This window comes from Streptomyces sp. NPDC012508, assembly GCF_042902595.1.
Classification (GTDB): domain Bacteria; phylum Actinomycetota; class Actinomycetes; order Streptomycetales; family Streptomycetaceae; genus Streptomyces.
The window spans coordinates 1-22,519 of sequence record NZ_JBIBEO010000006.1 but is presented as its reverse complement, the minus strand read 5'-3'; the positions used below and the strand labels follow the sequence as shown (position 1 = coordinate 22,519).

Here is a 22,519-nt window from a genome sequence, read left to right as displayed (position 1 = left end):
AGGGACCCGACAGTGACATCCGTACGCCACTGTCAGGGGCCGAGTCCTCGTGGACGGAAGCGGACCGATAGGTTTTCGGTATCCAGACCGCTATCGAAAGGGTGATCCGTTGAGCCGCTCGGTTCTTGTCACCGGAGGCAACCGGGGCATCGGCCTCGCCATCGCCCGCGCGTTCGCCGAAGCAGGCGACAAGGTCGCGATCACGTACCGCTCCGGTGAGCCGCCGGCCGCCCTGACCGAATTGGGCTGCCTGGCCGTCAAGTGCGACATCACCGACGGCGAGCAGGTCGAGCAGGCGTACAAGGAGATCGAGGAGAAGCACGGTCCGGTGGAGGTCCTGGTGGCGAACGCCGGGGTCACCAAGGACCAGCTCCTGATGCGCATGAGCGAGGAGGACTTCACGTCCGTCCTCGACACCAACCTGACCGGCACCTTCCGGGTGGTCAAGCGCGCCAACCGCGGCATGCTGCGGGCCAAGAAGGGCCGCGTCGTCCTGATCTCCTCGGTCGTCGGTCTCCTCGGCTCGGCCGGGCAGGCGAACTACGCCGCCTCCAAGGCAGGTCTGGTCGGCTTCGCCCGCTCCCTGGCCCGTGAGCTCGGCTCGCGCAACATCACGTTCAATGTCGTCGCCCCCGGTTTTGTCGACACCGACATGACCGCGGTGCTCACCGAGGAGCAGCGCGCGGGCATCGTGTCCCAGGTGCCGCTGGGCCGCTACGCGCAGCCCGGGGAGATCGCCGCCGCGGTGAAGTTCCTCGCCTCGGACGACGCCTCGTACATCACTGGAGCCGTCATCCCGGTTGACGGCGGATTGGGCATGGGTCACTGATCACCATGAGCGGAATTCTCGAGGGCAAGCGCATCCTGATCACCGGTGTGCTGATGGAGTCCTCCATCGCCTTCCACACCGCCAAGCTGGCCCAGGAGCAGGGCGCGGAGATCATCCTCACCGCGTGGCCGCGTCCGACGCTGACCGAGCGCATCGCCAAGAAGCTGCCCGAGCCCGACAAGGTCAAGGTCCTGGAGCTGGACGTCTCCAACGACGAGCACCTCGCCCGTCTCGAGGGCCAGGTCCGCGAGCACCTCGGTGACCGGCTCGACGGCGTCGTCCACTCCATCGGCTTCGCCCCGCAGGACGCCCTCGGTGGCAACTTCCTGAACACGCCGTTCGAGTCCGTGGCCACGGCCATGCACGTCTCGGCCTTCTCGCTGAAGTCCCTGACGATGGCGCTGCTGCCGCTGATGAACCAGGGCGGTTCGGTCGTCGGCCTCACCTTCGACGCGCAGTTCGCCTGGCCGCAGTACGACTGGATGGGCCCGGCCAAGGCGGCGCTGGAGGCCACCAACCGCTACATGGCGCGCGACCTGGGCAAGCAGGACATCCGCTGCAACCTGATCTCGGCGGGCCCGATCGGCTCGATGGCCGCGAAGTCGATCCCCGGCTTCAGCGAGCTGGCCGCGGTCTGGGACAGCCGTTCCCCGCTGAAGTGGGACCTCGCCGACCCGGAGCCGGCCGGCCGTGGCGTCGTCGCCCTGCTGTCCGACTGGTTCCCGAAGACCACGGGCGAGATCGTCCACGTCGACGGCGGTCTGCACGCCATCGGCGCGTAGGCGCCGCGCACGCGCGCGTACCGAGGCCGGGCGGCCCTCCACGGAGGGCCGCCCGGCCTTCGTCGTACCGGAGGGCCGCCGCCCGAGTCGAAAAGTCCGGCCGACCACCCCAAACTGGACCAGAGCGTGACATCCGGCTACTGACGGGGAGGAGGTACGGACATGCGCGCACCGCACCGCAGGGTCGCCGCTCTCGCCTCGGCCGTCGCTCTCCTGGCCGGCCTCGCCGTCGCCGCCGAGGTCCGCGCCGCCCCCGCCCCCGCGGAGGAACCGCCGGGGCCGGTGGTGGGGGAGCCCGAGTACTTCGGGGCCTCGTGCCAGACGGTCGTCGAGGGCTCCCGGGTCACCGCGTACTGCCAGAACCCGTACCCCACCACCGACCGCGTGCAGCTGCACGTCGAGTGCGACCGCTGGTGGGACGTGGACACCGACAGCACCCCCGTCGACGTGGGCCCGACCGCCTACGCCCAGCTCACCGGCCGCTGCTGGAAGGAGGTCCGTTCCGCCTGGCTCACACACCGGCCGGCCGAGCACCCTCCGCAGGTCCCAGGTTCCTCAGGCACATGAACGGATAGCCGGCGGCCTCGGCGGCCGCCGTCTCCGCGTCACCGGCCCGGATCGCCTCCACCAGGCGCGCGTGGTCCATGTGGTGCTCGGGCCGCAGCTCCTGGCCCACGTCGTCCCGCAGCCACTGCCTCAGGACATGGCCGAGGTCGGCGTAGAGCTCGGTCAGCACCTCGTTGTGCGAGGCGATCACCACCGCGTGGTGGAACGCGCCGTCCGCCATGACGAACCGCTCGGTGTCGCCCGACGCGAACGCCTCCTCGCGGCCCGCGAGCAGGACGTCCAGCTGCTTCAGGTCGCGCTCCGTGCGCCGCTGTGCCGCGAGCCGGGCGGCCGAGGACTCCAGGGTCGAGCGCAGCTCCGCGATGTGGCGCGGATCGGAGTCGGCGAACCTCCGGTGCATGACGCCCGCGAGCTCGCTCGTCGCGATCACGTACGTCCCGGAGCCCTGCCGGATGTCGAGCAGGCCGTTGTGCGCGAGGGCCCGTACGGCCTCGCGCACGGTGTTGCGGGCCACGCCCAGCTGCTCGACCAGCTCCGGCTCGGTGGGGATCCGTGACCCGACCGGCCACTCACCGGAGGTGATCTGGTTGCGCAGCTCGGTGATCACCTGATCGGAGAGCCCGGAACGCCGGGGGGAGCCGAGCGCCATGGCGCACCTTCCCTTTCGTCAGGGATTGGTTGCGGATTGGACAACCAATCATCCCATGATTCTATGATGGCGCTCATGCATGACGAGCCGCAGACCCTCGAGACCACCGCCCCGCCGGCCCGCACCCCCGTCACCGCCACGGCCGCCACCACGGGGGATTCTCCCGCACCGGACCGGTCGGCCGTCTGGCTCACCCGGCTCGTCGTCGTCGCCCTCGTGCTCGCCGCGCTCAATCTCCGCCCCGCCATCACCAGCCTCGGCGCCCTCCTCGAAGAGGTCCGTGACGGGCTGCACATGAGCGGCAGCGTGGCCGGCGTCCTCACCTCCGTCCCCCCGCTCTGCTTCGCGGTCTTCGGCATCACCGCGCCCCGCCTCGCCCGCCGCTTCGGCCCCTCCGCCGTCGTCTGCGCCGGCATGGCGGCGATCTTCGCGGGCCTCGCGATCCGCCCCTTCGCCTCCGGCACCGTCGGCTTCCTCGCCGCCAGCGCCCTCGCCCTCATGGGCATCGCGGTCAGCAACGTCCTGATGCCCGTCATCGTCAAGCGGTACTTCCCCGGCCGCGTCGGCACCATGACCGGGCTCTACTCGATGGCGCTCGCCCTCGGCACCTCCCTGGCCGCCGCCGCGACCGTGCCCATGACCGAGGCGCTGGGCGGGAGTTGGCGCACCGGCATCGGCGTGTGGGCGGTCCTCGCCGCTTTCGCCGTCCTGCCCTGGATCCCGCTCGTACGCGACCGTGGTGCGCGGGCCGGGGCCGACCGGGCGGCCGGGGACGCGGGCGGGGAGGCAACCTCCACGAGCGGGGACGCCACCTCCACGAGCGGGGACGCCACCTCCGCCGCCGAGACCGCCGCCCCGCTCCGGATCACCCGCAGCCGCACCGCGTGGGCCCTCGCCGCCTTCTTCGGCCTCCAGGCCACCGGCGCGTACATCACCATGGGCTGGATGCCGCAGATCTTCCGCGACGCCGGAGTCCCCGCCGGTACGGCCGGCGTGCTGCTCGCCGTCACGATGGTCATGGGCGTCCCGCTCGCGTTCGTCATCCCCGGCCTCGCGACCCGGCTCAGGAACCAGGGGCCGATCGTCGTCGCCCTGGGCCTGTGCGGCCTCGTCGGCTACAGCGGCCTCTACCTCGCCCCCTCCGGCGGAGCCTGGATCTGGGCGCTGCTCCTCGGCGTCTCCAACTGCGCCTTCCCGCTCGCGCTCACCATGATCGGTCTGCGCTCGCGCACCGGCGCGGGCGTCGTCCGGCTCTCCGCGTTCGCGCAGAGCGTCGGCTACCTCATCTCCATCCCCGGCCCGCTCCTGGTCGGCGTGCTCTACCAGCACAGCGGTGGCTGGGGCCTGCCGATCGCGCTGATGGCCGGGCTGATGATCCCGCAGATGATCGTCGGCATCCTCGCCGGAAGGGCCCGGACCGTCGAGGACGAATGCTGAGATGCGAGACTGTCCGCATGCCAGTGCTCGACCCGAACCCCCAGAACGGCCAGAAGAAGCTCCTGCTCGTGCTCGGCGCGATGCTCGGAATCTCGGTCGTGATCGCCGTCATCGCCACCATCGCCTCCCCATGACCTCGCCCCGCCGGCCCTCGCCCGGTGGGGTTAACCCCTCCATCCCCTAGGGGGTGAGTGTCAGGGTGAAGTAGGTGGATCACCGGATGGGCTGGCAGGTGCGCGCTCCGTAGCGTGGAGACATCGCCGCAGTCACCGCTGCGGACGTCGTCCCGACCCACGGAGGCGGCCATGCCGGCCCGCACGCACACCCGGACCCCGTCCCCGTCCGCCGGCGGCGTCGACACCCGGCTGCCCTGGTGGGCGCTGGCCCTTCCCGTGGCCGCGTTCGTCGCCCTCTTCCTGCTCATAGCGGGACCGGGCGGGGCGCACGCGGCCGAAGGGGACCCCTCGGTCGGCCGTCTCCTGGAGCAGATCCAGCAGACGCTGCCCCGCTGACCACACCGCCCGCGGGCGACCCAACACCCTGCGCCCGGCGGCCCGTTTCATGGGAAGCTGGAGCCCATGAGCGTCGATACACCCCGCAGGATTGTGCTGCTCCGGCATGCCAAGGCCGACTGGCCTCAGGTGTCCGACCACGAGCGACCGCTCGCCGAGCGCGGCCGCACGGACGCCCCCGTGGCCGGCCGCAAGCTCGCCGACACCGGGATCACCTTCGATCTGGCCCTCTGTTCGACCGCTGCCAGGACCCGCGAGACCTGGAAGCTCGCCGTGCAGGAGCTGCCGCACCGCCCTAAAACCGTCTACGAGGAGCGGCTCTACGAGGCCTCGCTCGGCGAACTGATCGCCCTGCTCAACGAGGTCTCCGACGAGGTGAGGAACGTCCTCGTCATCGGCCACAACCCCGGGATGCACGCGCTCTCCGACGCCCTCGCGGGCGCGGCGGAGGGCGACGCCGGGGCCCGGATGAACCGGGGCGGCTTCCCGACCGCCGCCTTCGCCGTCGTCGGCTTCGACGGCTCCTGGAAGTCCGTGGAGCACGGAGTCGGCACGCTGCTCGACTACTGGGCGCCGCACAGCTGATCCGTACACCCGTCGCGTGTTCCGTCGCGTACGCCGGAAGGCCCGGTCACCATGGGGGTGACCGGGCCTTTCGCCGTCCGCCGTCCGCCGTCGCCGTCGCCGACCGTACGAGGTCGCTCAGTGCAGCAGATCCTCGTCGCCGTCCGCCGCCTCGACCTCCTCGCGGGTGATCCCCAGGAGATACAGGACGGTGTCGAGGAACGGAACGTTGACGGCGGTGTGCGCGGCCTGGCGCACCACCGGCTTGGCGTTGAAGGCCACGCCGAGCCCCGCCGTGTTCAGCATGTCGAGGTCGTTGGCGCCGTCACCGATCGCCACCGTCTGCGACAGCGGCACACCCGCCTCGGCCGCGAACCGGCGCAGCAGGCGCGCCTTGCCCGCCCGGTCCACGATCTCGCCGGTGACCCGGCCCGTCAGCTTCCCGTCCACGACCTCCAGAGTGTTGGCCGAGGCGAAGTCGAGCCCCAGCCGCTCCTTGAGGTCGTCCGTGACCTGGGTGAACCCGCCCGAGACCACACCCACCTGGTACCCGAGCCGCTTGAGCGTACGGATCAGAGTGCGGGCACCGGGTGTCATCCGTACCTCGGTGCGGACCTTGTCCACCACCGAGGCGTCGAGCCCGGCCAGCAGCGCCACGCGCGCGTGGAGCGACTGCTCGAAGTCCAGCTCGCCGCGCATCGCGGCCGCGGTGACCTCGGCGACCTTGTCCTCACAGCCCGCGTGCGCCGCGAAGAGCTCGATCACCTCGTCCTGGATGAGCGTGGAGTCGACGTCCATGACGACCAGCCGCTGGGCGCGGCGGTGCAGCCCGGCCGAGACGACGGCCACGTCCACCCCGATGCCGTGCGCCTCGGTGGCCAGCGCCGTCCGCAGCGGCTCGGTCTCGCAGCCCGAGACGGCGAACTCGACGGCCGTCACCGGATACTTCGCCAGCCGGAAGATACGGTCGATGTTTCCGCCGGTCCCGGCGATCCGCGCCGTTATGGCGGCGGTCTGCTCGGCGGTCAGCGGGTGCCCGAGAACGGTGACGTGCGAGCGGCCACTGCCGCGCGGACGGTTGTCGCCGGTGCCGGAGATGATCTCGGCCTGGAGCTTCAGCGACTCCGCCCAGCTGTGGACGGTCGCCCGCAGCTCACCCTGGGAGGCGACGGTCGGCTCGGTGACGAGCGCGCACAGGACGAGGCGGCCGCGGGAGACGACCTGCTCGATGTCCACGACGTCGACGGAGTAGGCGGCGAGGGTGTCGAAGAGCCCGGCGGTGATCCCGGGACGGTCCTTCCCGAAGATCTTGACGAGAAGAGTGGGAACGTCTGAGGTCTGCGTTGCGCTCATGGTGCTTCCACCGTATCGGGCACCGCGTGCCACCAGTCACCCCGTCCCGCGTACCGGACACCCGGCTGGCCGCACACAGCCACCGTAGGCCGTCACGGCGGCGCTCGCACCGCCGTACCGGTGACTCCGGCCGGTCACCCGCCGCGTGCCGAACGCCTCTCTGCGGGGTCTTCACACGGCCCGACTTTCGGAGTGCGGGCCCGGCCTGAAATAGTTCCCCCCGATGTTCGCCATCCCTAAGACTCCCGCGACGGGGGTACATCGGGGGACAAATAGTGGGGCATGGAGTGCCAGAACTCGTACTGGAATTGAACGGAAGGACCTGGACGCTCGATCCGTCCAGGTCGTACACCCTCGGACGCGATCCACAGGGTGACCTGGTGATCGACGACGCCAGGGTCTCGTGGCGACACGCCACCATCAGCTGGGGCGGCCGGAGTTGGGTCATCGAGGACCACGGCTCGACCAACGGCACCTTCGTCCAGGGGCAGCGGATCCACCAGATGGAGATCGCCCCCGGATCCGCGGTGCACCTCGGCAACGCGACCGACGGCCCGCGGCTGAATCTCGCCGCCGGTGCCCCGGCCCCGCAGCAGGCCGCGGCGCATGCCGCGCCGAACGCGGCCCCGAACGCCCAGCAGGCAGCCGCACAGGCCGACTGGGCGACCCATCAGGCCCCGCCGCAGCAGGCCTCGCAGCAGGCCTGGCAGCAGCAGGCTCCGCAGGCCCAGCAGCAGGCCCCGCAGCACCAGCAGCCGCACCTCCCGCATCAGCAGGGCGGCCCCGTCGAGCAGTTGGCGCAGAAGGTGCCCGGCCGGAGTGGCGGTGCCGCGGGGGCGCCGCCGGTCTACGGCGACCGCAGCCCCACCACGTTCCACCAGCTGGCCCTCGGTCACGTCATGCGGATCGGTCGTGCGCTCGAGAACGAACTGGTCGTCTCCGACCTCCAGGTCTCGCGCCACCACGCCGAGTTCCACGCGACGCCCGACGGCCGCTTCGAGATCCGCGACCTCGGTTCTCACAACGGCACGTACGTCAACGGTCAGCCGATCGCCAAGGGCGGCTCCGTCCTCATCGGCCCCAACGACATCGTCGGTGTCGGTCACTCGACCTTCCGGATGGTCGGCGGCCAGCTCGAGGAGTTCGTCGACACCGGTGAGGTCTCCTTCTCGGCCCGGCACCTCACGGTCACGGTCGACGGCGGCAAGCAGATCCTCAAGGACGTCAGTTTCGGCGTCCCCGAGAAGTCGCTCATCGGCGTCATCGGCCCCTCGGGCTCCGGCAAGTCCACGCTGCTCAAGGCGCTCACCGGCTACCGCCCGGCCAACGAGGGCGATGTCCTCTACGACAACCGGAGCCTCTACAAGCAGTTCGCCGAGCTGCGCCAGCGCATCGGTCTGGTCCCGCAGGACGACATCCTGCACAAGGAGCTGACCGTACAGAAGGCGCTGCGCTACGCGGCCAAGCTCCGCTTCCCCGGCGACACCGCGCCGGCCGAGCGCGAGGCCCGTATCGACGAGGTGCTGCGCGAGCTCAAGCTCGACATCCACAAGGAGAAGAAGGTCACCTCCCTCTCCGGTGGCCAGCGCAAGCGTGTCTCCGTCGCCCTGGAGCTCCTCACCAAGCCGTCGCTGATCTTCCTGGACGAGCCGACCTCCGGTCTCGACCCGGGCATGGACCGCGACGTCATGCAGCTGCTGCGCGGCCTCGCCGACGACGGCCGCACGGTCCTCGTCGTCACGCACTCGGTGGCCGAGCTCGGCCTCTGCGACAAGCTGCTCGTGATGGCGCCCGGCGGCTCCGTGGCCTACTTCGGTCCGCCGGAGGAAGCGCTGAACTTCTTCGGCTACAGCACCTGGGCCGACGTCTTCTCCGCCTTCGAGAACTACCGCGACTACGACTGGGCGGGCCGCTGGAAGGGCTCGCAGCACTACCAGATGTACGCCGCGGACATCGACGCCGTCGCCGCCCAGCCCGTCCAGATGCCGCAGCAGGCGATGGCCAGGCCGCCCAAGCCGCAGGGCTGGGGCTCCCAGCTGTGGACCCTGATCCGCCGCTACTCCTCGGTGATCGCGTCGGACAAGGGCTTCATGGGCCTGATGGTGATCCTCCCGGCCGTCCTCGGCGCGGTGTCGGTCGTCATCCCCGCCGACTTCGGCCTCGGCAAGCCCACGCCGCCCTCCCGCTTCAACGGAGACGCCGGCACGATCATGCTGATCCTCGCGGTCGGCATGTGCTTCAGCGGCGCCGCCAACTCCGTACGTGAGCTGATCAAGGAACGGGTCATCTACGAACGCGAGCGGGCGACCGGCCTGTCCCGCTCGGCGTACCTGATGTCCAAGGTCATCGTGCTCGGTCTGATCACCGCCCTCCAGGGCGTGATCATCTGCGGCATCGGCTTCGCCACCCGCGAGCTGCCGGAGGAGGGCCTGGTCCTGCCGCCGGCCGTCGAGCTCTGCGTCACGATCATCGCGCTCGGCTTCACCTCGATGATGTTCGGCCTGGTCATCTCCTCGCTGGTGAAGACCGCCGAGAAGACCATGCCGCTGCTCGTGATGTTCGCGATCGTCCAGGTCGTCTTCACCGGCATCCTCTTCCAGGTCTACGGATCGCCCGGCCTGGAGCAGTTCGCCTGGCTCATGCCCTCGCGCTGGGCCATCGCGGCCGCGGGCTCGACACTCGACCTCGGCCACCTGATGCCGCCGTGGGACCCGAAGGACCCGACCAACCTGGACCCGCTGTGGGACAGCACGGTCGGCCAGTGGGGCTTCAACCTCACGGTCCTGGTGCTCATCGGCGTCGTCTGCGCCTTCGCGGTGGCGCGCCTGCTGCGCCGCCACGAGCCCGAGGTCATGCGCAAGTAACCGCGGGCCTCACGAGTACGCCGAAGGGCGGCGCCCCTGCACGGGGTGCCGCCCTTCGCGTGGTCCTGCCGGGCTCACTGCGCCGACGGGCTCAGTACGTGCCGACAGGCTCAGTACGCGCTGTTGACGTTGTCGATCGAGCCGTAACGGTCGGCCGCGTAGTTGGCGGCGGCGACGAGGTTGGCGACCGGGTCGTACTGGTCGAACTTGGTGCCCGGGATGTGGTAGGCCTTGAAGGTCGGGTAGATGACCTGCAGCAGGCCCTTCGACGGGACGCCGTTGATGGCGTTGATGTCCCAGTTGTTGATGGCCCGCGGGTTACCGCTGGACTCACGCATGATGTTCTTGTGCAGGCCGTTGTACGTGCCCGGAATGTTGTGCTTGTCCATGATGAACAGCGCCTCGCGGATCCAGCCGTCGAGGTTGTTCGCGAAGACCGGCTTGCGGGCGGCGGCACGGCTCGCGGCGGCCTTCGCCTCGGCGCGCTTCTTCGCCTCGGCCTTGGCCTTGGCCTCGGCGGCGGCCTTGGCGTCAGCCTTGGCCTTCGCGTCGGCGGCGGCCTTGGCGGCCTTCGCCTTCGCCTCGGCGGCGGCCTTCGCGTCCGCCTCGGCCTTGGCCTTCAGCGTGATCGCGTTCTGCTGCTCGGTGAGGCTCGAGTGCAGGGCCTTGGCCTGCGGGCTGTTCGCGTCGTATGCCAACGCGACCTGCTGGGTGTTGCTGAGTGCCTGGGGCTCGGTCTCGGCCGCGGCGTTGCCGGGGACCAGGGTGAAACCGAGGGCGACGGCGCCGAGGGCGGCGACGCCGGCAAGGGAAGCCTTGTGCGTCTTCTTCAGGCGATAGTGACCAGTGTTCTGGGACATGCGGGACTACCTCTTCGAATCGCTGGGGGTCGCTCAGGCCGGGGCGGCGCTGCGCCTGCTCGGCGGCGACGAACGCAATTCTTAGCGGCAGCAAAATGCTGTGGCAAAGGTGTGACGTACGACCTCGGGTAGTGGATCAGGGCCGCGTGCATAGCGCACCAAAACCCCCAAAGGACCCGCTCATACGGCCCTCATCTGCCCATTACGGAACCACTAGGGGCCTTCGTAAGTGACCTGCGTCCTATGCGCGGGCTCACATCGGGCAGGTAACAGCCTCACCAGGCGTTGCTCGCGCAATGCACTCAGTGAGGGCCCTCCTCCGGAAGGAGGAGATGGACGTCGCCGAACTCGTGCCAGAGGTACAGCTCTTGTACGGCCTCGGTATAGGCGCGGTGCAGAGCGGCCCGTCCGGCGATCGCCTCCAGCATCAGCAGATGCGAGGCCCGGGGCTCGTGCAGCCCGGTCAGCAGCCCGTCCACCACGCGCACCCCGCGCGCCGGGGTCACGACGAGGTCCGTCCACCCGGACGCCGCCCGCACCTCACCCCCGTCGGCCGCTGCCGACTCCAGCGCCCGTACGGCCGTCGTCCCCACGGCGATCACCCGCCCACCCGTCGCCCGCCTCCGCCCCGCCGGGGATTCGCCTCGCGAGCCCTCCCTGCCACCCGCCCTCGCCGCGTTCACCAGCCGCGCCGTCGTCGCCGGCACCTCGAAGCGCTCCGGGTAGGGCGGCTCGTGCGCCTCCGCCGACGCCACCCCCGTATGAAGGGTGAGCGGAGCGAACCGGACCCCCCGGCTCACCAGCTCCGCCACCAGCCGCGCCGTGAAGGGCCGGCCCGCGCTCGGCATCTCCGCCGACCCCGCGCCGTCGGGGGAGGGGAGCGAGAACACCGTCTGGTACGCGGAGAGCGGCTGGTCCCGCTCCGTGTACCCGTACCGGATGGGGCGCCCGTACCGCGCCAGGAGGGCCGGTACGGGCGTGTCCACCCGGGCCCACCACAGCCGCGCCGCCCCGGGAGCCAGGGGCTCGGTCAGGACGAGCCGGGCCGCGCCCCCGAGGGCCGGACCCCCGGGCAGCCGCACCACCGTCCCCTCCGGTCCGCCCGGCCGCGGCCGGGTGCTGCCCCTCCCGTCCGGCTCCCGCAGCTCGACGGCCCAGCGGCCGTCCTCCCCGCGCGTCGAGAAGTGGACGACGACCTTCTCCCCGCCGCCGTCGGCGCCCAGCCGCCCGGTCACGGCGGCCGCGAGCGTCGTGCTCGTGTTCACGACCAGCACGTCCCCGGCCCGCAACTGCCCCGGCAGCTCCCGGAAGGCGTGGTGCGACACCTCCGTCCCGCGCGACACCATCAGCCGTACGTCGTCCCGCCCCCGCCCCGGCGCCCGCTGCTCGGCCGGCACCCGCGCCGAGAGCTCCGCGGGCACGCAGAGGGCCTCGAGCACGCTCATCGGACCCCCTCCGCCCCGAGGAGCGCCGCCGCTGTGTACCGGCCGCTGGGCGGCCTGTGGTCGAGCAGAGCGAGGAACCCGGGCACCACCGACTCCGGAGCCGGACGCGGATCGTCGTCGCCCGGGACGGCCGCCGCGTACAGATCCGTGGCCATGTCACCCGGATCCACCGCCCACACCCGCAGCCCCGGCTCCTCGGCGGCCAGCACGGCCGCCAGCTGGTCGAGGGCCGCTTTCGACGCCCCGTAACCGCCCCACGTCTCGTACGCCTCCACCGCCGCGTCCGACGTCACCGCGACCACCGTCCCCGCCCCGCTCGCTCTGAGCAGCGGCAGCGCCTCCTGTACGAGACCCAGCGCGGCCACCACGTTCGTCTCCAGCGCGGCCCGCAGACCGGCCGGCGACAGAGCCTCCAGACGCACCAGCGGCTCGGCCCCCAGCGCGCTCGCGTTGTGCACCAGCAGATCCAGGCCTCCGAGCTCCTTCGCGGCGGCCACCAGCTCCCGGCGGTGCGACGTGTCCGTCACATCCCCGGCGAGCGCCACGACCCGCGCCCCACGCGCGCGTGCCGCCCCGGCGCTCTCGGCGAGCACCTCCGGCGTCCGCGCGTCGAGCACCAGATCCCAGCCCCGCGCCGCCAGCGTGCCGGCCAGCGCACGCCCCAGCCCCTTCGACGCCCCCGTGATCACCGCGACAGCCATGACGTCCATCCCCTCTCGTAGCGATGGATCCAGCCTCCGGCCGCCGCCCCGCCCGCCGCTTCGTCCCCGGGCCCCGACCGCCCAAGGCACTTCGGCCTAGTCCCCGGGTCCTAGGCGACCGCCGTCCCCGGACGGATACGCACGGTCACAGCCCACCGGTACGGTGAATTCATGAGTCACCGACCGAGCTCCGGCCTCGCCGCCGTGAGCACCGCGCTGCTGGCGATGAGCCGCCACCTGGAGGTGCGCGACGTACTCAAGACGATCGTGGCCTCCGCCCGTGAGCTGCTCGACGCCGAGTACGCGGCGCTGGGCGTCCCTGACGACCACGGCGGCTTCGCCCAGTTCGTCGTGGACGGCGTCAGCGACGAGCAGTGGCGGGCGATCGGCCCGCTGCCCCGCCAGCACGGCATCCTCGCGTCGATGCTCCACAAGGCCGAGCCCGAGCGCCTCGCCGACGTCCGCAAGGACCCCCGCTTCGAGGGCTGGCCGTCCGCCCACCCGGACATGTCCGACTTCCTCGGCCTGCCCATCCAGGACGGCGAGGAGACCATCGGAGCCCTCTTCCTCGCCAACAAGCGCTGCCCCAAGCCGGACGGCGGCTGCGGCTTCACGGAGGCGGACGAGGAACTGCTCTCGATCCTCGCCCAGCACGCCGCGATCGCCCTGACCAACGCCCGGCTGTACGAACGCAGCCGCGAGCTCACCATCGCCGAGGAGCGCTCCCGCCTCGCCCACGAGCTGCACGACGCCGTCAGCCAGAAGCTCTTCTCGCTCCGGCTCACCGCCCAGGCCGCAGCCGCCCTCGTCGACCGCGACCCGGCCCGGGCCAAGGGCGAGCTCCAGCAGGTCGCCGCGCTCGCCGCCGAAGCCGCGGACGAGCTGCGCGCCGCCGTCGTCGAGCTGCGCCCCGCCGCGCTCGACGAGGACGGCCTCGTCCACACCCTCCGTACGCAGATCCAGGTCCTCGACCGGGCCCACACCGCCCGCGTCACCTTCGACAGCGCGGGCGTGCGCGCGCTGCCCGCCGCCCAGGAGGAGGCCATGCTCCGGGTCGCCCAGGAGGCCCTGCACAACGCGCTGCGGCACGCGGAGCCCGAGCGGGTCGCCGTCTCCCTCTTCCGGCACGGCCAGGGCGCGCTGCTCACGGTCACCGACGACGGCAAGGGGTTCGACCCGCGGACGGTCCGCCGAGCCGGCCGGCACCTCGGCCTGGTCTCCATGCGGGACCGGGCGGGCGGCGTCGGCGGCACACTCACCGTGACGTCGGAGCCGGGCCGAGGCACCACGATCGAGATGGAGGTTCCCGGTGGCTGACAACGTGATCCGCGTTCTGCTGGTCGACGACCACCAGGTGGTGCGGCGAGGCCTGCGGACCTTTCTGGAGGTCCAGGACGACATAGAGGTCGTCGGGGAGGCCTCCGACGGCGCCGAGGGCGTGGCGCGGGCGGAGGAGCTGCGGCCCGACGTGGTCCTGATGGACGTGAAGATGCCGGGCATGGACGGCATCGAGGCGCTGCGGAAGCTGCGCGAGCTGGCGAACCCGGCGAAGGTGCTGATCGTCACCAGCTTCACCGAGCAGCGCACGGTCGTCCCCGCGCTGCGTGCCGGCGCCTCCGGGTACGTCTACAAGGACGTGGACCCGGACGCCCTGGCCGGCGCGATCCGGTCCGTGCACGCCGGCCATGTACTGCTCCAGCCGGAGGTGGCCGGGGCGCTGCTCTCCCAGGAGGAGGGCCACGGCGGGACGGGGCGCGGGTCGACGCTCACGGAGCGGGAGCAGGAGGTGCTCGGCCTGATCGCCGACGGCCGGTCGAACCGGGAGATCGCCCGGGCGCTCGTCCTCTCGGAGAAGACGGTCAAGACGCACGTCTCGAACATCCTGATGAAGCTCGATCTGGCGGACCGGACGCAGGCAGCGCTGTGGGCGGTGCGGCACGGCCTGACCCCGTGAGACGGATGTGACGGAAGGGGCACCTCCGTTCTCATCTTCATACCGTCGGGTGTATGTCCCCCGTTCGGCGCAACCCGGCGGGGTTGCGGGCGTTCTTCATGGCGTGCTGCGGCGGCCGGCCGCAGCGAATACCAGGAGGATCCTGAAGTGAAGAACCTGAAGAAGGCCGCTGCCCTCACCATGGTCGCCGGTGGCATCGTCGCCGCGGGTGCGGGTGTCGCCTCCGCCCACGGCGCGGACGCGCATGGCAAGGCCCTCAACTCCCCGGGCGTCGCGTCCGGCAACCTGGTGCAGGTCCCGGTCCACGTCCCGGTGAACGTCTCGGGCAACACGGTCAACGTGATCGGCCTGCTCAACCCGGCCTTCGGCAACGGCGCGATCAACCACTGACGCCCCCAGCCCAGCCCGGCCCCCGAAATCCCCCGGGGACCGGGCTCCGCCATGTCCGGGCCCCTTCCTAGACGCGTCGCTCGCGCCGCTCGGCGCCGGGGCGCCTTCCGGGCTTCGCCCCGCTGTGGCGGACTCCGTCCGCCGGTCGTGGCCGGGCCCTGGCCCCCTGGCCCCCGGCAGGGTCAGCGTTCCCGTTCGCGTTCTTCCACGTACGCGTTGTAGGCCGCCACCTGTGCCCGCCGGGCCACCCGCTCCACCGGCCGCAGCGCCGCCCCCCTTGCCGCCATCTCCGAGGCGCTCACCGCGCCGCCGTGGCCGTGGTCGTACGCCAGGTCGATCAGCAGGCCCACCCGCTGGGCCAGCTCCAGCACCCGTACCGCACGCGCCGGATAGCCCGGAGCCAGCACCTCGCGGCCCACCTCCGCCCGCGCCCGGTACGCCTCGCGCGCCGCGTCCGCCACCGGGCCCGAGGCCGCCACGTCCAGCCTGGTCAGCACCGACGTCGCCTCGCGCAGCGCCTCCGCCAGCTCCCGCTCCGCCTCACCCAGCGACGGCACGTCCGCGGGCGGTGCCTCCCGCACGGACAGGCAGCGCCAGACCACCTCCACATGCACGTCCCCCACAGGACCCGCCTCCGTGACCTCCGGCACCAGACCGTACGGAGCGCCGAAACCGACCGCCGCCTCCTCCGCCTCGATCGCCCGCGCGTTGAAGTCCGGCGGCCCGCTCAGCCCCAGCGGATGCCCCGGAGTGGGCAGCGCCACCCGCCACCCGGTCACCCCGAGCCGCCGTAGCCGGCCGAGCGCCAGGGTCAGACCGACCTGCCCCGCCTCGCCCGGCAGCCCCTCGACGCGGTGCACCGCGTCGTCCCCGACAATGGCCAGCGCCGCGTCGTCCGGCGACACCGATCCGGCCAACAGGGCATTGCCCCAAGCGGCCAGCCGTCCTGAGCGTGGTTCCGAAAGCATGCCCACAGCGTAGGGACTCCCCGCAGCCGAGAAGGGAAGTACCGGACCTAAGGACCGGCCCGCTCCGGCAGTGGCGTAGGTTTTCCCTGGACGCCGCGCCCACAGGCGCAAGGCGACGACACGACTCGACCGCAAGGGGAGACAACGCGCTCATGAGCGATGTACTGGAGCTGGTGGACGTATCCGTGGTCCGCGACGGACGGGCTCTGGTGGACGATGTCTCCTGGTCGGTCAAGGAGGGCGAGCGCTGGGTCATCCTCGGCCCCAACGGCGCCGGCAAGACCACCCTCCTCAACATCGCCTCCAGCTACCTCTTCCCGACCACCGGCTCGGCCAAGATCCTGGACGAGCAGCTGGGCAAGGTCGACGTCTTCGACCTCCGCCCGCGCATCGGCATGGCCGGCATCGCCATGGCGGAGAAGCTCCCCAAGAGGCAGACCGTTCTCCAGACCGTCCTCACCGCCGCGTACGGCATGACCGCCACCTGGCACGAGGACTACGACGCCGTCGACGAGCAGCGCGCCCGCGCCTTCCTCGACCGGCTCGGCATGACCGAGTACCTCGACCGCAAGTTCGGCACCCTCTCCGAGGGCGAGCGCAAGCGCACCCTCATCGCCCGCGCGATGATGACCGACCCCGAGCTGCTGCTCCTCGACGAGCCCGCCGCCGGTCTCGACCTCGGCGGCCGCGAGGACCTCGTCCGCCGTCTCGGCCGTCTCGCCCGCGACCCGTACGCCCCCTCCATGATCATGGTCACCCACCATGTCGAGGAGATCGCCCCCGGCTTCACCCACGTCCTGATGATCCGTCAGGGCAAGGTCCTCGCCGCCGGCCCGATGGAGACCGAGCTCACCTCCCGCAACCTCTCCCTCTGCTTCGGCCTCCCGCTCGTCGTCGAGCACGTCGGCGACCGGTACACCGCCCAGGGCCTCCCGCTCAAGTAGCGCCCGGGGACACGCCCTTGGGGGTACGCCGAGGGGGCCCGAGACCGCGGGGGGCACCTCCCGGTCGAAGCTCCGGCGGATCCGCGCCCTGTCCGACTCCACCCCGCCGCCCTACCATGACCATGTGGACATCGACGCATGGGTCTGGTGGCTGATCGGCGCCGTGGGACTGGGCATTCCGCTCGTCCTCACCGCGATGCCCGAATTCGGCATGTTCTCCGTCGGCGCGATCGCCGGAGCCGTCACGGCGGCCCTCGGCTTCGGCATCGTCGCGCAGGTGGTCGTCTTCGTGGTCGTCTCGGTCGCGCTGCTCGCGGTGGTCCGCCCCATCGCGGCCCGGCACCGCAACGGACCGCCCCAGCACGCCTCGGGCATCGACGCGCTGAAAGGCCGTCAAGCCGTCGTCCTGGAACGGGTCGACGGCGCAGGCGGCCGCATCAAGCTCGCCGGCGAGGTCTGGTCCGCCCGCGCGCTCGACTCCGGACTGACCTTCGAACCCGGCGACCAGGTCGACGTGGTCGAGATCGACGGGGCCACCGCCGTGGTCATGTGACCTGGCCGCTTGACCGAACGCCCCACACGACGGCCCGCGTTCTGGGAAACTCGATCATCGGAATCAACCCGGCACATCCGGCAGAGAACCGGCAGCGAAGGGCACAGGGAACACGATGTCAGCAGTCATCATCGTCCTGATCATTCTGGTGGTGCTTGTCTTCATCGCCCTGATCAAGACGATCCAGGTCATCCCGCAGGCGAGCGCCGCGATCGTCGAGCGGTTCGGCCGCTACACCCGCACGCTCAACGCGGGCCTGAACATCGTCGTCCCGTTCATCGACTCGATCCGCAACCGGATCGACCTCCGCGAGCAGGTCGTCCCGTTCCCGCCCCAGCCCGTGATCACCCAGGACAACCTGGTCGTCAACATCGACACCGTCATCTACTACCAGGTGACCGACGCCAGGGCCGCGACCTACGAGGTCGCCAGCTACATCCAGGCCATCGAGCAGCTCACCGTCACCACCCTCCGCAACATCATCGGTGGCATGGACCTGGAGCGGACCCTCACCTCCCGCGAGGAGATCAACGCCGCCCTGCGCGGAGTCCTCGACGAGGCCACCGGCAAGTGGGGCATCCGCGTCAACCGCGTCGAGCTCAAGGCGATCGAGCCGCCCACCTCCATCCAGGACTCGATGGAGAAGCAGATGCGCGCCGACCGCGACAAGCGCGCCGCGATCCTCACCGCCGAGGGCATCCGCCAGTCCCAGATCCTCACCGCCGAGGGCGAGAAGCAGTCCGCCATCCTCCGCGCCGAGGGTGAGGCCAAGGCCGCCGCCCTGCGCGCCGAGGGCGAGGCCCAGGCCGTCCGTACGGTCTTCGAGGCCATCCACGCCGGCGACCCCGACCAGAAGCTCCTCTCGTACCAGTACCTCCAGATGCTCCCGAAGATCGCCGAGGGCGACGCCAACAAGCTCTGGATCGTGCCCAGCGAGATCGGCGACGCCCTCAAGGGCCTCTCCGGCGCCTTCGGCAACCTCGGCGGCGGAGCGCCCGGCTTCAACACCGGCGCGGTGCCCGGCAGCCGTACGGGCAACGAGACCGAACGCCGCGAAGCGCCCCCGATCGACTGACACATACACGCAGTCGTGCATGATCGGTGCGAGCCCCTCGACCCCGACGGACGTCAGGGCGGGGAGGCGAACCACTGATCCTGTAAGGAGATGGCGTTGTCCATCTGGGAAGTACTGGCGGTCCTCGCGGCCGGCGTCGGGGCCGGCACCATCAACACCATCGTCGGATCGGGAACGCTCATCACGTTCCCCGTCCTCCTCCTGACCGGCCTCCCGCCGGTCACGGCCACCGTCTCCAACGCCCTCGGCCTGATCCCCGGATCCATCAGCGGAGCCATCGGCTACCGCGAGGAGCTCAAGGGCCAGCGCCGGCGCATCCTGCGCCTCGGCAGCGTCGCCGCGATCGGCGGACTCGGCGGCGCCGTCCTCCTGCTGACCCTCCCGGCCCGGGCGTTCGAGACCATCGTCCCCGTCCTCGTCGCCCTCGCCCTGGTCCTGGTCATCCTCCAGCCCCGTATCTCCAAGGCCGTCCACGCCCGCCGCGAACGCCACGGCAGCCACGGAGACCCCGACGGCGGCCCGCTCCTGCTGATCGGCCTGCTCCTCGCCAGCGTCTACGGCGGCTACTTCACCGCGGCCCAGGGGATCATCTACCTCTCCCTCATGGGCATGCTCCTCGCGGACACCCTCCAGCGCCTCAACGCCGTCAAGAACGTCCTCGCCGCGATCGTCAACAGCATCGCCGCGCTCTTCTTCCTCTTCGTCGCCGACTTCGACTGGACCGCCGTCCTGCTCATCGCCGTCGGCTCGGCCATCGGCGGCCAGATCGGCGCCAAGGTCGGCCGCCGCCTCCCGCCCCCGGTCCTGCGCGGCGTCATCGTCGTCGTCGGCACGGCGGCCATCGTGCAGCTGCTGCTCCGCTGAACGGAACGGGCCCGCTCCCCGACGAGGGGAGCGGGCCCGCACACGTACGGATACGGATCAGGCCGCCGAACCCGCCAGCCACTGCGGCAGCTCCGACCGCTCACCGGCCCGCATCGCCAGCAGCATCGCGTCCGCCGGCGTCGGGACGAACGGCTGGTGCAGCAGCGGCATCCCCGCCTGCTCCGGAGTCCGGTCCGCTTTGCGGTGATTGTCCTCGGCGCAGGACGCCACCGTGTTCAGCCAGCTGTCCCCACCGCCCTGCGCCCGCGGCACCACATGGTCCACGGTCGTCGCACGCCGCCCGCAGTACGCGCACCGGTGCTGGTCCCTGACCAGCACACCCCGTCTCGACCACGGCGCCTGTCTTCGGAACGGCACCCGGACATAGCGGCAGAGCCTGATCACCCGGGGCACCGGAATGTCGACGGCGGCGGCACGCATACGCAGCTCGGGATGTTCCTGCTCCACGACGGCCTTGTCCTGGAGGACAAGCACCACCGCACGGTTGAGTGTGACCGTCGACAGCGGCTCGAAGCTCGCGTTCAGTACCAGCGTGTCCCGCATTGTGCCCACCTCCCGTGTGCCGGCCCAGCCCCGTCGCGGGGCTCCGGGCTTGGATCAACTCTGGCCGGGCGCGCCGGGTTGGACAACGGAATATCCGCGCAACGAAAGATGCCCGCTTCTGATCTCTCCAAGACCAGAAGCGGGCAAACAACAAACGAACGCTCAGCTGTGCGCGGGGATCTCGTACTCGCCCACCAGCTGGGCACGCGCCAGCGCGTGGAAACGCAGATGGAAACCGACCGCCGCGGGCGAGGCGTCGGCGTCCGGACCGAGCTTCTCCTCGTCCACGGCGTAGACGGTGAAGACATATCGGTGCGAACCGTCACCGGGCGGGGGAGCGGCCCCGCCGAAGTCCCGCGACCCGTAGTCGTTACGGACCTGCACGGCACCGGCCGGCAGCCCCTCGAACGACCCGGAACCCGCGCCCGCCGGCAGCTCGGTGACCGACGCGGGGATGTCGAACAGGACCCAGTGCCAGAACCCGCTGCCCGTCGGCGCGTCCGGATCGAAGCACGTGACGGCGAAGCTCTTCGTCTCCGCCGGGAACCCCTCCCAGCGCAGCTGCGGAGAGGTGTTCCCCTCCGCGTAGACCTGCGCGTCCTTCAGCACACCGCCCGGCACGATGTCGTCGCTCACCACGGTGAACGCCGGCACCGGCGGATGGAAGTCGTGAGGGAGCGGAGCCCTCTTCCCCTCGGCCACGTCCGTACCTCCGTATCGCTGACCTGCTGTACGGGGTTGAGCCTAGAGCCAGTTGCGCTTGCCGCCGACGTCGGCGAGCCACTGGTTGAGGTACGCGGCCCAGTCCGTCGTGTGGAAGTCGTTCAGCCCCACCTTGAAGGCACGGAACGAGTCGCTGCCCTCGCTGAAGAGACCCGGCTTCTTGTCCATCTCCAGGACGACGTCCATCTCACGGTCGTCCGCGACGAAACTGACCTCGACCTGGTTGAGACCGCGGTACTGCTGCGGCGGGAAGAACTCGATCTCCTGGTAGAACGGCAGCTTCTGCCGGGTACCGCGGATGTGACCCCGCTCCATGTCCGCGCTCTTGAAGCGGAAGCCCAGCTGGATGAAGGCGTCGAGGATCGCCTGCTGCGCCGGCAGCGGGTGCACGTTGATCGGGTCCAGGTCACCGGAGTCCACCGCGCGGGCGATCTCCAGCTCGGTGGTCACACCGATGTTCATGCCACGCAGCTGCTGCCCGGCGATCGCCGTGACCGGCGTCTCCCACGGGATCTCCAGACCGAACGGCACCACGTGCACCGCACCCGCCTGCACCGTGAAGGCGCCCCCGAGCCGGACCTTCACGAATTCGATGTCCTGCTTCGTCTCCTGGTCCGCGCCCTCGACCTCGACACGCGCCTGGAGTCCGACCGAGAGCCCCTCGATCTGCTGGTCGACCGACCCGCCCTGGATCCGCACCTCGCCCTGGACGACACCGCCGGGGACGACGTTCTCCTCGGTGAGCACCGTCTCCACGGACGCGCCGCCGGCACCCAGGCTCGCGAGCAGCTTCTTGAATCCCATGAACAACTCCCTGTTGGACCTGCTTGGTCTTGACCTCTACATACGCGCGACGACCGTAGCCGGTTCCCCCGTACCTCCCGGGGCAACACAAGTACGCTCGGACGCCATGAGCGAGAGCCCCGACCGTACGCCGCTCCCGCGGGACTTCTTCGACCGCCCCGTCCTGGAGGTTGCCCCCGATCTGCTCGGCCGCACTCTCGTACGGAGATCGGACGAGGGCGCCATCGAACTCCGCCTCACGGAGGTCGAGGCGTACGCCGGCGCGATCGACCCCGGCTCCCACGCCTTCCGCGGCCGCACCGCCCGCAACGCGGTCATGTTCGGCCCGCCCGGACACGCGTACGTCTACTTCACCTACGGCATGTGGCACTGCCTCAACGTGGTGTGCGGCCCCGAGGGCCACGCGAGCGGAGTGCTGCTCCGGGCGGGCCAGATCCTCACGGGCGCCGACCAGGCCCGCAAACGTCGACTCTCGGCCCGATATGACAGAGAACTGGCCAAGGGGCCGGCCCGCCTGGCCACCGCCCTCGACGTGGCCCTCTCCCTGAACGGCACCGACGTCTGCGCCGGCCCCGGCTCCCCGCTCTCCCTCCTTACTGGCACCCCACCCCCGTCCGACCAGGTACGGAACGGCCCGCGTACGGGAGTGGGCGGCGAAGGCGCCCCGCACCCATGGCGCTTCTGGATCGACGACGACCCGACGGTGAGCCCGTACCGCGCCCATGTGCCCCGCAAGAGGTCCTCTTGACCCGACTTGACTCGCGTGCTGCGGACGCCTAACGTAGGCGAGCCGCTTGAAACGGGACGTGCTTGCACGGCACCCCGGAGCGGCCATCCACTACCTACGACGAACCCCAACGGGTGCGGTTTTCGGCATGCCGAAATCTGGTCCGAATGGCTCGATTATGAGTCGCCGGGGAATTCGGCTAAAGTAGTGACCACGCCGAAAGGCAAAGGCAGCCAACAGGCCACCGGAAACAAAATCCGAACCGGAAACGGAACGGAAAAGGATCTGGTAAGGTTGGAAACACGAAAGACCGAAGGGAAAAGCCCGGAGGAAAGCCCGAGAGGGTGAGTACGAAGGAAGCGTCCGTTCCTTGAGAACTCAACAGCGTGC

25 protein-coding genes are annotated in these 22,519 nt (G+C 70.8%); 16 read left to right on the top strand and 9 right to left on the bottom strand.

Annotation, left to right across the window (positions count from 1 at the left end; translation table 11 throughout):
• Window positions 1–109 precede the first annotated feature (109 nt).
• The 3 genes from fabG to ACFY8U_RS20745 all read left to right on the top strand — a co-directional run bounded on the left by fabG (window position 110) and on the right by ACFY8U_RS20745 (window position 2,178).
• Entirely contained in the window at window positions 110–829 is a 720-nt protein-coding gene (gene fabG, locus ACFY8U_RS20755) for a 3-oxoacyl-[acyl-carrier-protein] reductase (protein ID WP_352192152.1), read from the top strand.
• Between the two features lie 5 nt (window positions 830–834).
• Window positions 835–1,611: an enoyl-ACP reductase FabI gene (gene fabI, locus ACFY8U_RS20750; protein WP_361432389.1), complete on the top strand. Its 777-nt coding sequence runs from the start codon at window positions 835–837 to the stop codon at window positions 1,609–1,611.
• 162 nt (window positions 1,612–1,773) lie between these two features.
• On the top strand, window positions 1,774–2,178 hold the full coding sequence (locus ACFY8U_RS20745) for a hypothetical protein (RefSeq protein WP_389572174.1): 405 nt from the start codon (window positions 1,774–1,776) through the stop codon (window positions 2,176–2,178).
• Here ACFY8U_RS20745 and ACFY8U_RS20740 read toward each other — a convergent pair.
• On the bottom strand, window positions 2,123–2,827 hold the full coding sequence (locus ACFY8U_RS20740) for a FadR/GntR family transcriptional regulator (RefSeq protein ID WP_361592462.1): 705 nt from the start codon (window positions 2,825–2,827) through the stop codon (window positions 2,123–2,125). The genes ACFY8U_RS20745 and ACFY8U_RS20740 overlap by 56 nt on opposite strands.
• Window positions 2,828–2,902: 75 nt before the next feature.
• Between ACFY8U_RS20740 and ACFY8U_RS20735 the strand changes: the two genes are divergently transcribed.
• The 4 genes from ACFY8U_RS20735 to ACFY8U_RS20720 all read left to right on the top strand — a co-directional run bounded on the left by ACFY8U_RS20735 (window position 2,903) and on the right by ACFY8U_RS20720 (window position 5,361).
• A complete protein-coding gene (locus tag ACFY8U_RS20735) occupies window positions 2,903–4,264 on the top strand; it encodes a CynX/NimT family MFS transporter (RefSeq protein ID WP_389572171.1) in 1,362 nt (453 codons plus the stop codon).
• 17 nt (window positions 4,265–4,281) lie between these two features.
• Window positions 4,282–4,398: an SGM_5486 family transporter-associated protein gene (locus tag ACFY8U_RS20730; RefSeq protein ID WP_261992078.1), complete on the top strand. Its 117-nt coding sequence runs from the start codon at window positions 4,282–4,284 to the stop codon at window positions 4,396–4,398.
• 171 nt (window positions 4,399–4,569) lie between these two features.
• Window positions 4,570–4,776 (top strand): hypothetical protein, encoded by a 207-nt coding sequence (locus ACFY8U_RS20725; protein WP_361766381.1) that lies wholly within the window; start codon window positions 4,570–4,572, stop codon window positions 4,774–4,776.
• Between the two features lie 66 nt (window positions 4,777–4,842).
• Window positions 4,843–5,361 (top strand): histidine phosphatase family protein, encoded by a 519-nt coding sequence (locus ACFY8U_RS20720; protein WP_361432376.1) that lies wholly within the window; start codon window positions 4,843–4,845, stop codon window positions 5,359–5,361.
• Window positions 5,362–5,478: 117 nt separating this feature from the next.
• Here the strand turns inward: ACFY8U_RS20720 and serB are convergent, their stop codons facing one another.
• Window positions 5,479–6,693 (bottom strand): phosphoserine phosphatase SerB, encoded by a 1,215-nt coding sequence (gene serB / locus ACFY8U_RS20715; RefSeq protein WP_389572167.1) that lies wholly within the window; start codon window positions 6,691–6,693, stop codon window positions 5,479–5,481.
• 275 nt (window positions 6,694–6,968) lie between these two features.
• Between serB and ACFY8U_RS20710 the strand changes: the two genes are divergently transcribed.
• The gene (locus ACFY8U_RS20710) at window positions 6,969–9,557 is read left to right on the top strand and encodes an FHA domain-containing protein (protein ID WP_389572164.1); all 2,589 of its coding nucleotides are present in this window, start codon (window positions 6,969–6,971) and stop codon (window positions 9,555–9,557) included.
• A gap of 110 nt (window positions 9,558–9,667) precedes the next feature.
• Here ACFY8U_RS20710 and ACFY8U_RS20705 read toward each other — a convergent pair whose 3' ends face one another.
• The 3 genes from ACFY8U_RS20705 to ACFY8U_RS20695 form a co-directional block, all read right to left on the bottom strand.
• Window positions 9,668–10,417 carry a transglycosylase SLT domain-containing protein gene (locus ACFY8U_RS20705; RefSeq protein ID WP_361766389.1) on the bottom strand — a complete coding sequence of 250 codons (750 nt, stop codon included), beginning with the start codon at window positions 10,415–10,417 and terminating at the stop codon, window positions 9,668–9,670.
• A gap of 302 nt (window positions 10,418–10,719) precedes the next feature.
• Window positions 10,720–11,862: an S-adenosylmethionine:tRNA ribosyltransferase-isomerase gene (locus ACFY8U_RS20700; RefSeq protein ID WP_389572161.1), complete on the bottom strand. Its 1,143-nt coding sequence runs from the start codon at window positions 11,860–11,862 to the stop codon at window positions 10,720–10,722.
• Window positions 11,859–12,563 carry an SDR family NAD(P)-dependent oxidoreductase gene (locus tag ACFY8U_RS20695; RefSeq protein ID WP_389572159.1) on the bottom strand — a complete coding sequence of 235 codons (705 nt, stop codon included), beginning with the start codon at window positions 12,561–12,563 and terminating at the stop codon, window positions 11,859–11,861. The genes ACFY8U_RS20700 and ACFY8U_RS20695 overlap by 4 nt, the downstream gene beginning before the upstream one ends.
• Window positions 12,564–12,734: 171 nt before the next feature.
• Here ACFY8U_RS20695 and ACFY8U_RS20690 point away from each other — a divergent pair, with 171 nt between their 5' ends.
• The 3 genes from ACFY8U_RS20690 to ACFY8U_RS20680 all read left to right on the top strand — a co-directional run bounded on the left by ACFY8U_RS20690 (window position 12,735) and on the right by ACFY8U_RS20680 (window position 14,907).
• Entirely contained in the window at window positions 12,735–13,880 is a 1,146-nt protein-coding gene (locus ACFY8U_RS20690) for a GAF domain-containing sensor histidine kinase (RefSeq protein WP_389572156.1), read from the top strand.
• A complete protein-coding gene (locus tag ACFY8U_RS20685; RefSeq protein ID WP_389572154.1) occupies window positions 13,873–14,517 on the top strand; it encodes a response regulator in 645 nt (214 codons plus the stop codon). The genes ACFY8U_RS20690 and ACFY8U_RS20685 overlap by 8 nt, the downstream gene beginning before the upstream one ends.
• A 147-nt stretch (window positions 14,518–14,664) precedes the next feature.
• Window positions 14,665–14,907: a chaplin gene (locus ACFY8U_RS20680; protein WP_389572151.1), complete on the top strand. Its 243-nt coding sequence runs from the start codon at window positions 14,665–14,667 to the stop codon at window positions 14,905–14,907.
• Window positions 14,908–15,089: 182 nt separating this feature from the next.
• On the opposite strand, the gene ACFY8U_RS20675 is transcribed toward ACFY8U_RS20680, so the two are convergent.
• Window positions 15,090–15,875: a hypothetical protein gene (locus tag ACFY8U_RS20675; RefSeq protein ID WP_361766404.1), complete on the bottom strand. Its 786-nt coding sequence runs from the start codon at window positions 15,873–15,875 to the stop codon at window positions 15,090–15,092.
• 152 nt (window positions 15,876–16,027) lie between these two features.
• Between ACFY8U_RS20675 and ACFY8U_RS20670 the strand changes: the two genes are divergently transcribed.
• The 4 genes from ACFY8U_RS20670 to ACFY8U_RS20655 all read left to right on the top strand — a co-directional run bounded on the left by ACFY8U_RS20670 (window position 16,028) and on the right by ACFY8U_RS20655 (window position 19,311).
• Window positions 16,028–16,819, top strand: coding sequence for an ABC transporter ATP-binding protein (locus ACFY8U_RS20670; protein ID WP_389572148.1), 792 nt, complete (start codon window positions 16,028–16,030; stop codon window positions 16,817–16,819).
• 124 nt (window positions 16,820–16,943) lie between these two features.
• A complete protein-coding gene (locus ACFY8U_RS20665) occupies window positions 16,944–17,372 on the top strand; it encodes an NfeD family protein (RefSeq protein WP_361432353.1) in 429 nt (142 codons plus the stop codon).
• Window positions 17,373–17,487: 115 nt separating this feature from the next.
• On the top strand, window positions 17,488–18,447 hold the full coding sequence (locus ACFY8U_RS20660; protein WP_361432351.1) for an SPFH domain-containing protein: 960 nt from the start codon (window positions 17,488–17,490) through the stop codon (window positions 18,445–18,447).
• A gap of 90 nt (window positions 18,448–18,537) precedes the next feature.
• Window positions 18,538–19,311 carry a sulfite exporter TauE/SafE family protein gene (locus tag ACFY8U_RS20655; RefSeq protein ID WP_389572143.1) on the top strand — a complete coding sequence of 258 codons (774 nt, stop codon included), beginning with the start codon at window positions 18,538–18,540 and terminating at the stop codon, window positions 19,309–19,311.
• Between the two features lie 57 nt (window positions 19,312–19,368).
• On the opposite strand, the gene ACFY8U_RS20650 is transcribed toward ACFY8U_RS20655, so the two are convergent.
• The 3 genes from ACFY8U_RS20650 to ACFY8U_RS20640 form a co-directional block, all read right to left on the bottom strand.
• Window positions 19,369–19,875, bottom strand: a complete 507-nt coding sequence (locus ACFY8U_RS20650; protein ID WP_361432346.1) for an HNH endonuclease — start codon at window positions 19,873–19,875, stop codon at window positions 19,369–19,371.
• A 162-nt stretch (window positions 19,876–20,037) separates the two neighbouring features.
• Window positions 20,038–20,577 carry a YbhB/YbcL family Raf kinase inhibitor-like protein gene (locus tag ACFY8U_RS20645; RefSeq protein WP_389572140.1) on the bottom strand — a complete coding sequence of 180 codons (540 nt, stop codon included), beginning with the start codon at window positions 20,575–20,577 and terminating at the stop codon, window positions 20,038–20,040.
• A gap of 42 nt (window positions 20,578–20,619) precedes the next feature.
• A complete protein-coding gene (locus tag ACFY8U_RS20640) occupies window positions 20,620–21,402 on the bottom strand; it encodes a sporulation protein (RefSeq protein ID WP_361592411.1) in 783 nt (260 codons plus the stop codon).
• Window positions 21,403–21,508: 106 nt separating this feature from the next.
• Between ACFY8U_RS20640 and ACFY8U_RS20635 the strand changes: the two genes are divergently transcribed.
• Window positions 21,509–22,150, top strand: coding sequence for a DNA-3-methyladenine glycosylase (locus ACFY8U_RS20635; RefSeq protein ID WP_389572137.1), 642 nt, complete (start codon window positions 21,509–21,511; stop codon window positions 22,148–22,150).
• Window positions 22,151–22,519 lie beyond the last annotated feature (369 nt).

Excerpts from the sequence above, each read along its gene's own strand:
- fabI (WP_361432389.1), top strand. The coding sequence starts at position 835 with ATGAGCGGAATTCTCGAGGGCAAGCGCATCCTGATCACCGGTGTGCTG.
- ACFY8U_RS20745 (WP_389572174.1), top strand. The coding sequence starts at position 1,774 with ATGCGCGCACCGCACCGCAGGGTCGCCGCTCTCGCCTCGGCCGTCGCT.
- ACFY8U_RS20740 (WP_361592462.1), bottom strand. The coding sequence starts at position 2,827 with ATGGCGCTCGGCTCCCCCCGGCGTTCCGGGCTCTCCGATCAGGTGATC.
- ACFY8U_RS20735 (WP_389572171.1), top strand. The coding sequence starts at position 2,903 with ATGCATGACGAGCCGCAGACCCTCGAGACCACCGCCCCGCCGGCCCGC.
- ACFY8U_RS20730 (WP_261992078.1), top strand. The coding sequence starts at position 4,282 with ATGCCAGTGCTCGACCCGAACCCCCAGAACGGCCAGAAGAAGCTCCTG.
- ACFY8U_RS20725 (WP_361766381.1), top strand. The coding sequence starts at position 4,570 with ATGCCGGCCCGCACGCACACCCGGACCCCGTCCCCGTCCGCCGGCGGC.
- ACFY8U_RS20720 (WP_361432376.1), top strand. The coding sequence starts at position 4,843 with ATGAGCGTCGATACACCCCGCAGGATTGTGCTGCTCCGGCATGCCAAG.
- serB (WP_389572167.1), bottom strand. The coding sequence starts at position 6,693 with ATGAGCGCAACGCAGACCTCAGACGTTCCCACTCTTCTCGTCAAGATC.
- ACFY8U_RS20705 (WP_361766389.1), bottom strand. The coding sequence starts at position 10,417 with ATGTCCCAGAACACTGGTCACTATCGCCTGAAGAAGACGCACAAGGCT.
- ACFY8U_RS20700 (WP_389572161.1), bottom strand. The coding sequence starts at position 11,862 with ATGAGCGTGCTCGAGGCCCTCTGCGTGCCCGCGGAGCTCTCGGCGCGG.
- ACFY8U_RS20695 (WP_389572159.1), bottom strand. The coding sequence starts at position 12,563 with ATGGCTGTCGCGGTGATCACGGGGGCGTCGAAGGGGCTGGGGCGTGCG.
- ACFY8U_RS20690 (WP_389572156.1), top strand. The coding sequence starts at position 12,735 with ATGAGTCACCGACCGAGCTCCGGCCTCGCCGCCGTGAGCACCGCGCTG.
- ACFY8U_RS20675 (WP_361766404.1), bottom strand. The coding sequence starts at position 15,875 with ATGCTTTCGGAACCACGCTCAGGACGGCTGGCCGCTTGGGGCAATGCC.
- ACFY8U_RS20670 (WP_389572148.1), top strand. The coding sequence starts at position 16,028 with ATGAGCGATGTACTGGAGCTGGTGGACGTATCCGTGGTCCGCGACGGA.
- ACFY8U_RS20660 (WP_361432351.1), top strand. The coding sequence starts at position 17,488 with ATGTCAGCAGTCATCATCGTCCTGATCATTCTGGTGGTGCTTGTCTTC.
- ACFY8U_RS20655 (WP_389572143.1), top strand. The coding sequence starts at position 18,538 with ATGGCGTTGTCCATCTGGGAAGTACTGGCGGTCCTCGCGGCCGGCGTC.
- ACFY8U_RS20650 (WP_361432346.1), bottom strand. The coding sequence starts at position 19,875 with ATGCGGGACACGCTGGTACTGAACGCGAGCTTCGAGCCGCTGTCGACG.
- ACFY8U_RS20640 (WP_361592411.1), bottom strand. The coding sequence starts at position 21,402 with ATGGGATTCAAGAAGCTGCTCGCGAGCCTGGGTGCCGGCGGCGCGTCC.
- ACFY8U_RS20635 (WP_389572137.1), top strand. The coding sequence starts at position 21,509 with ATGAGCGAGAGCCCCGACCGTACGCCGCTCCCGCGGGACTTCTTCGAC.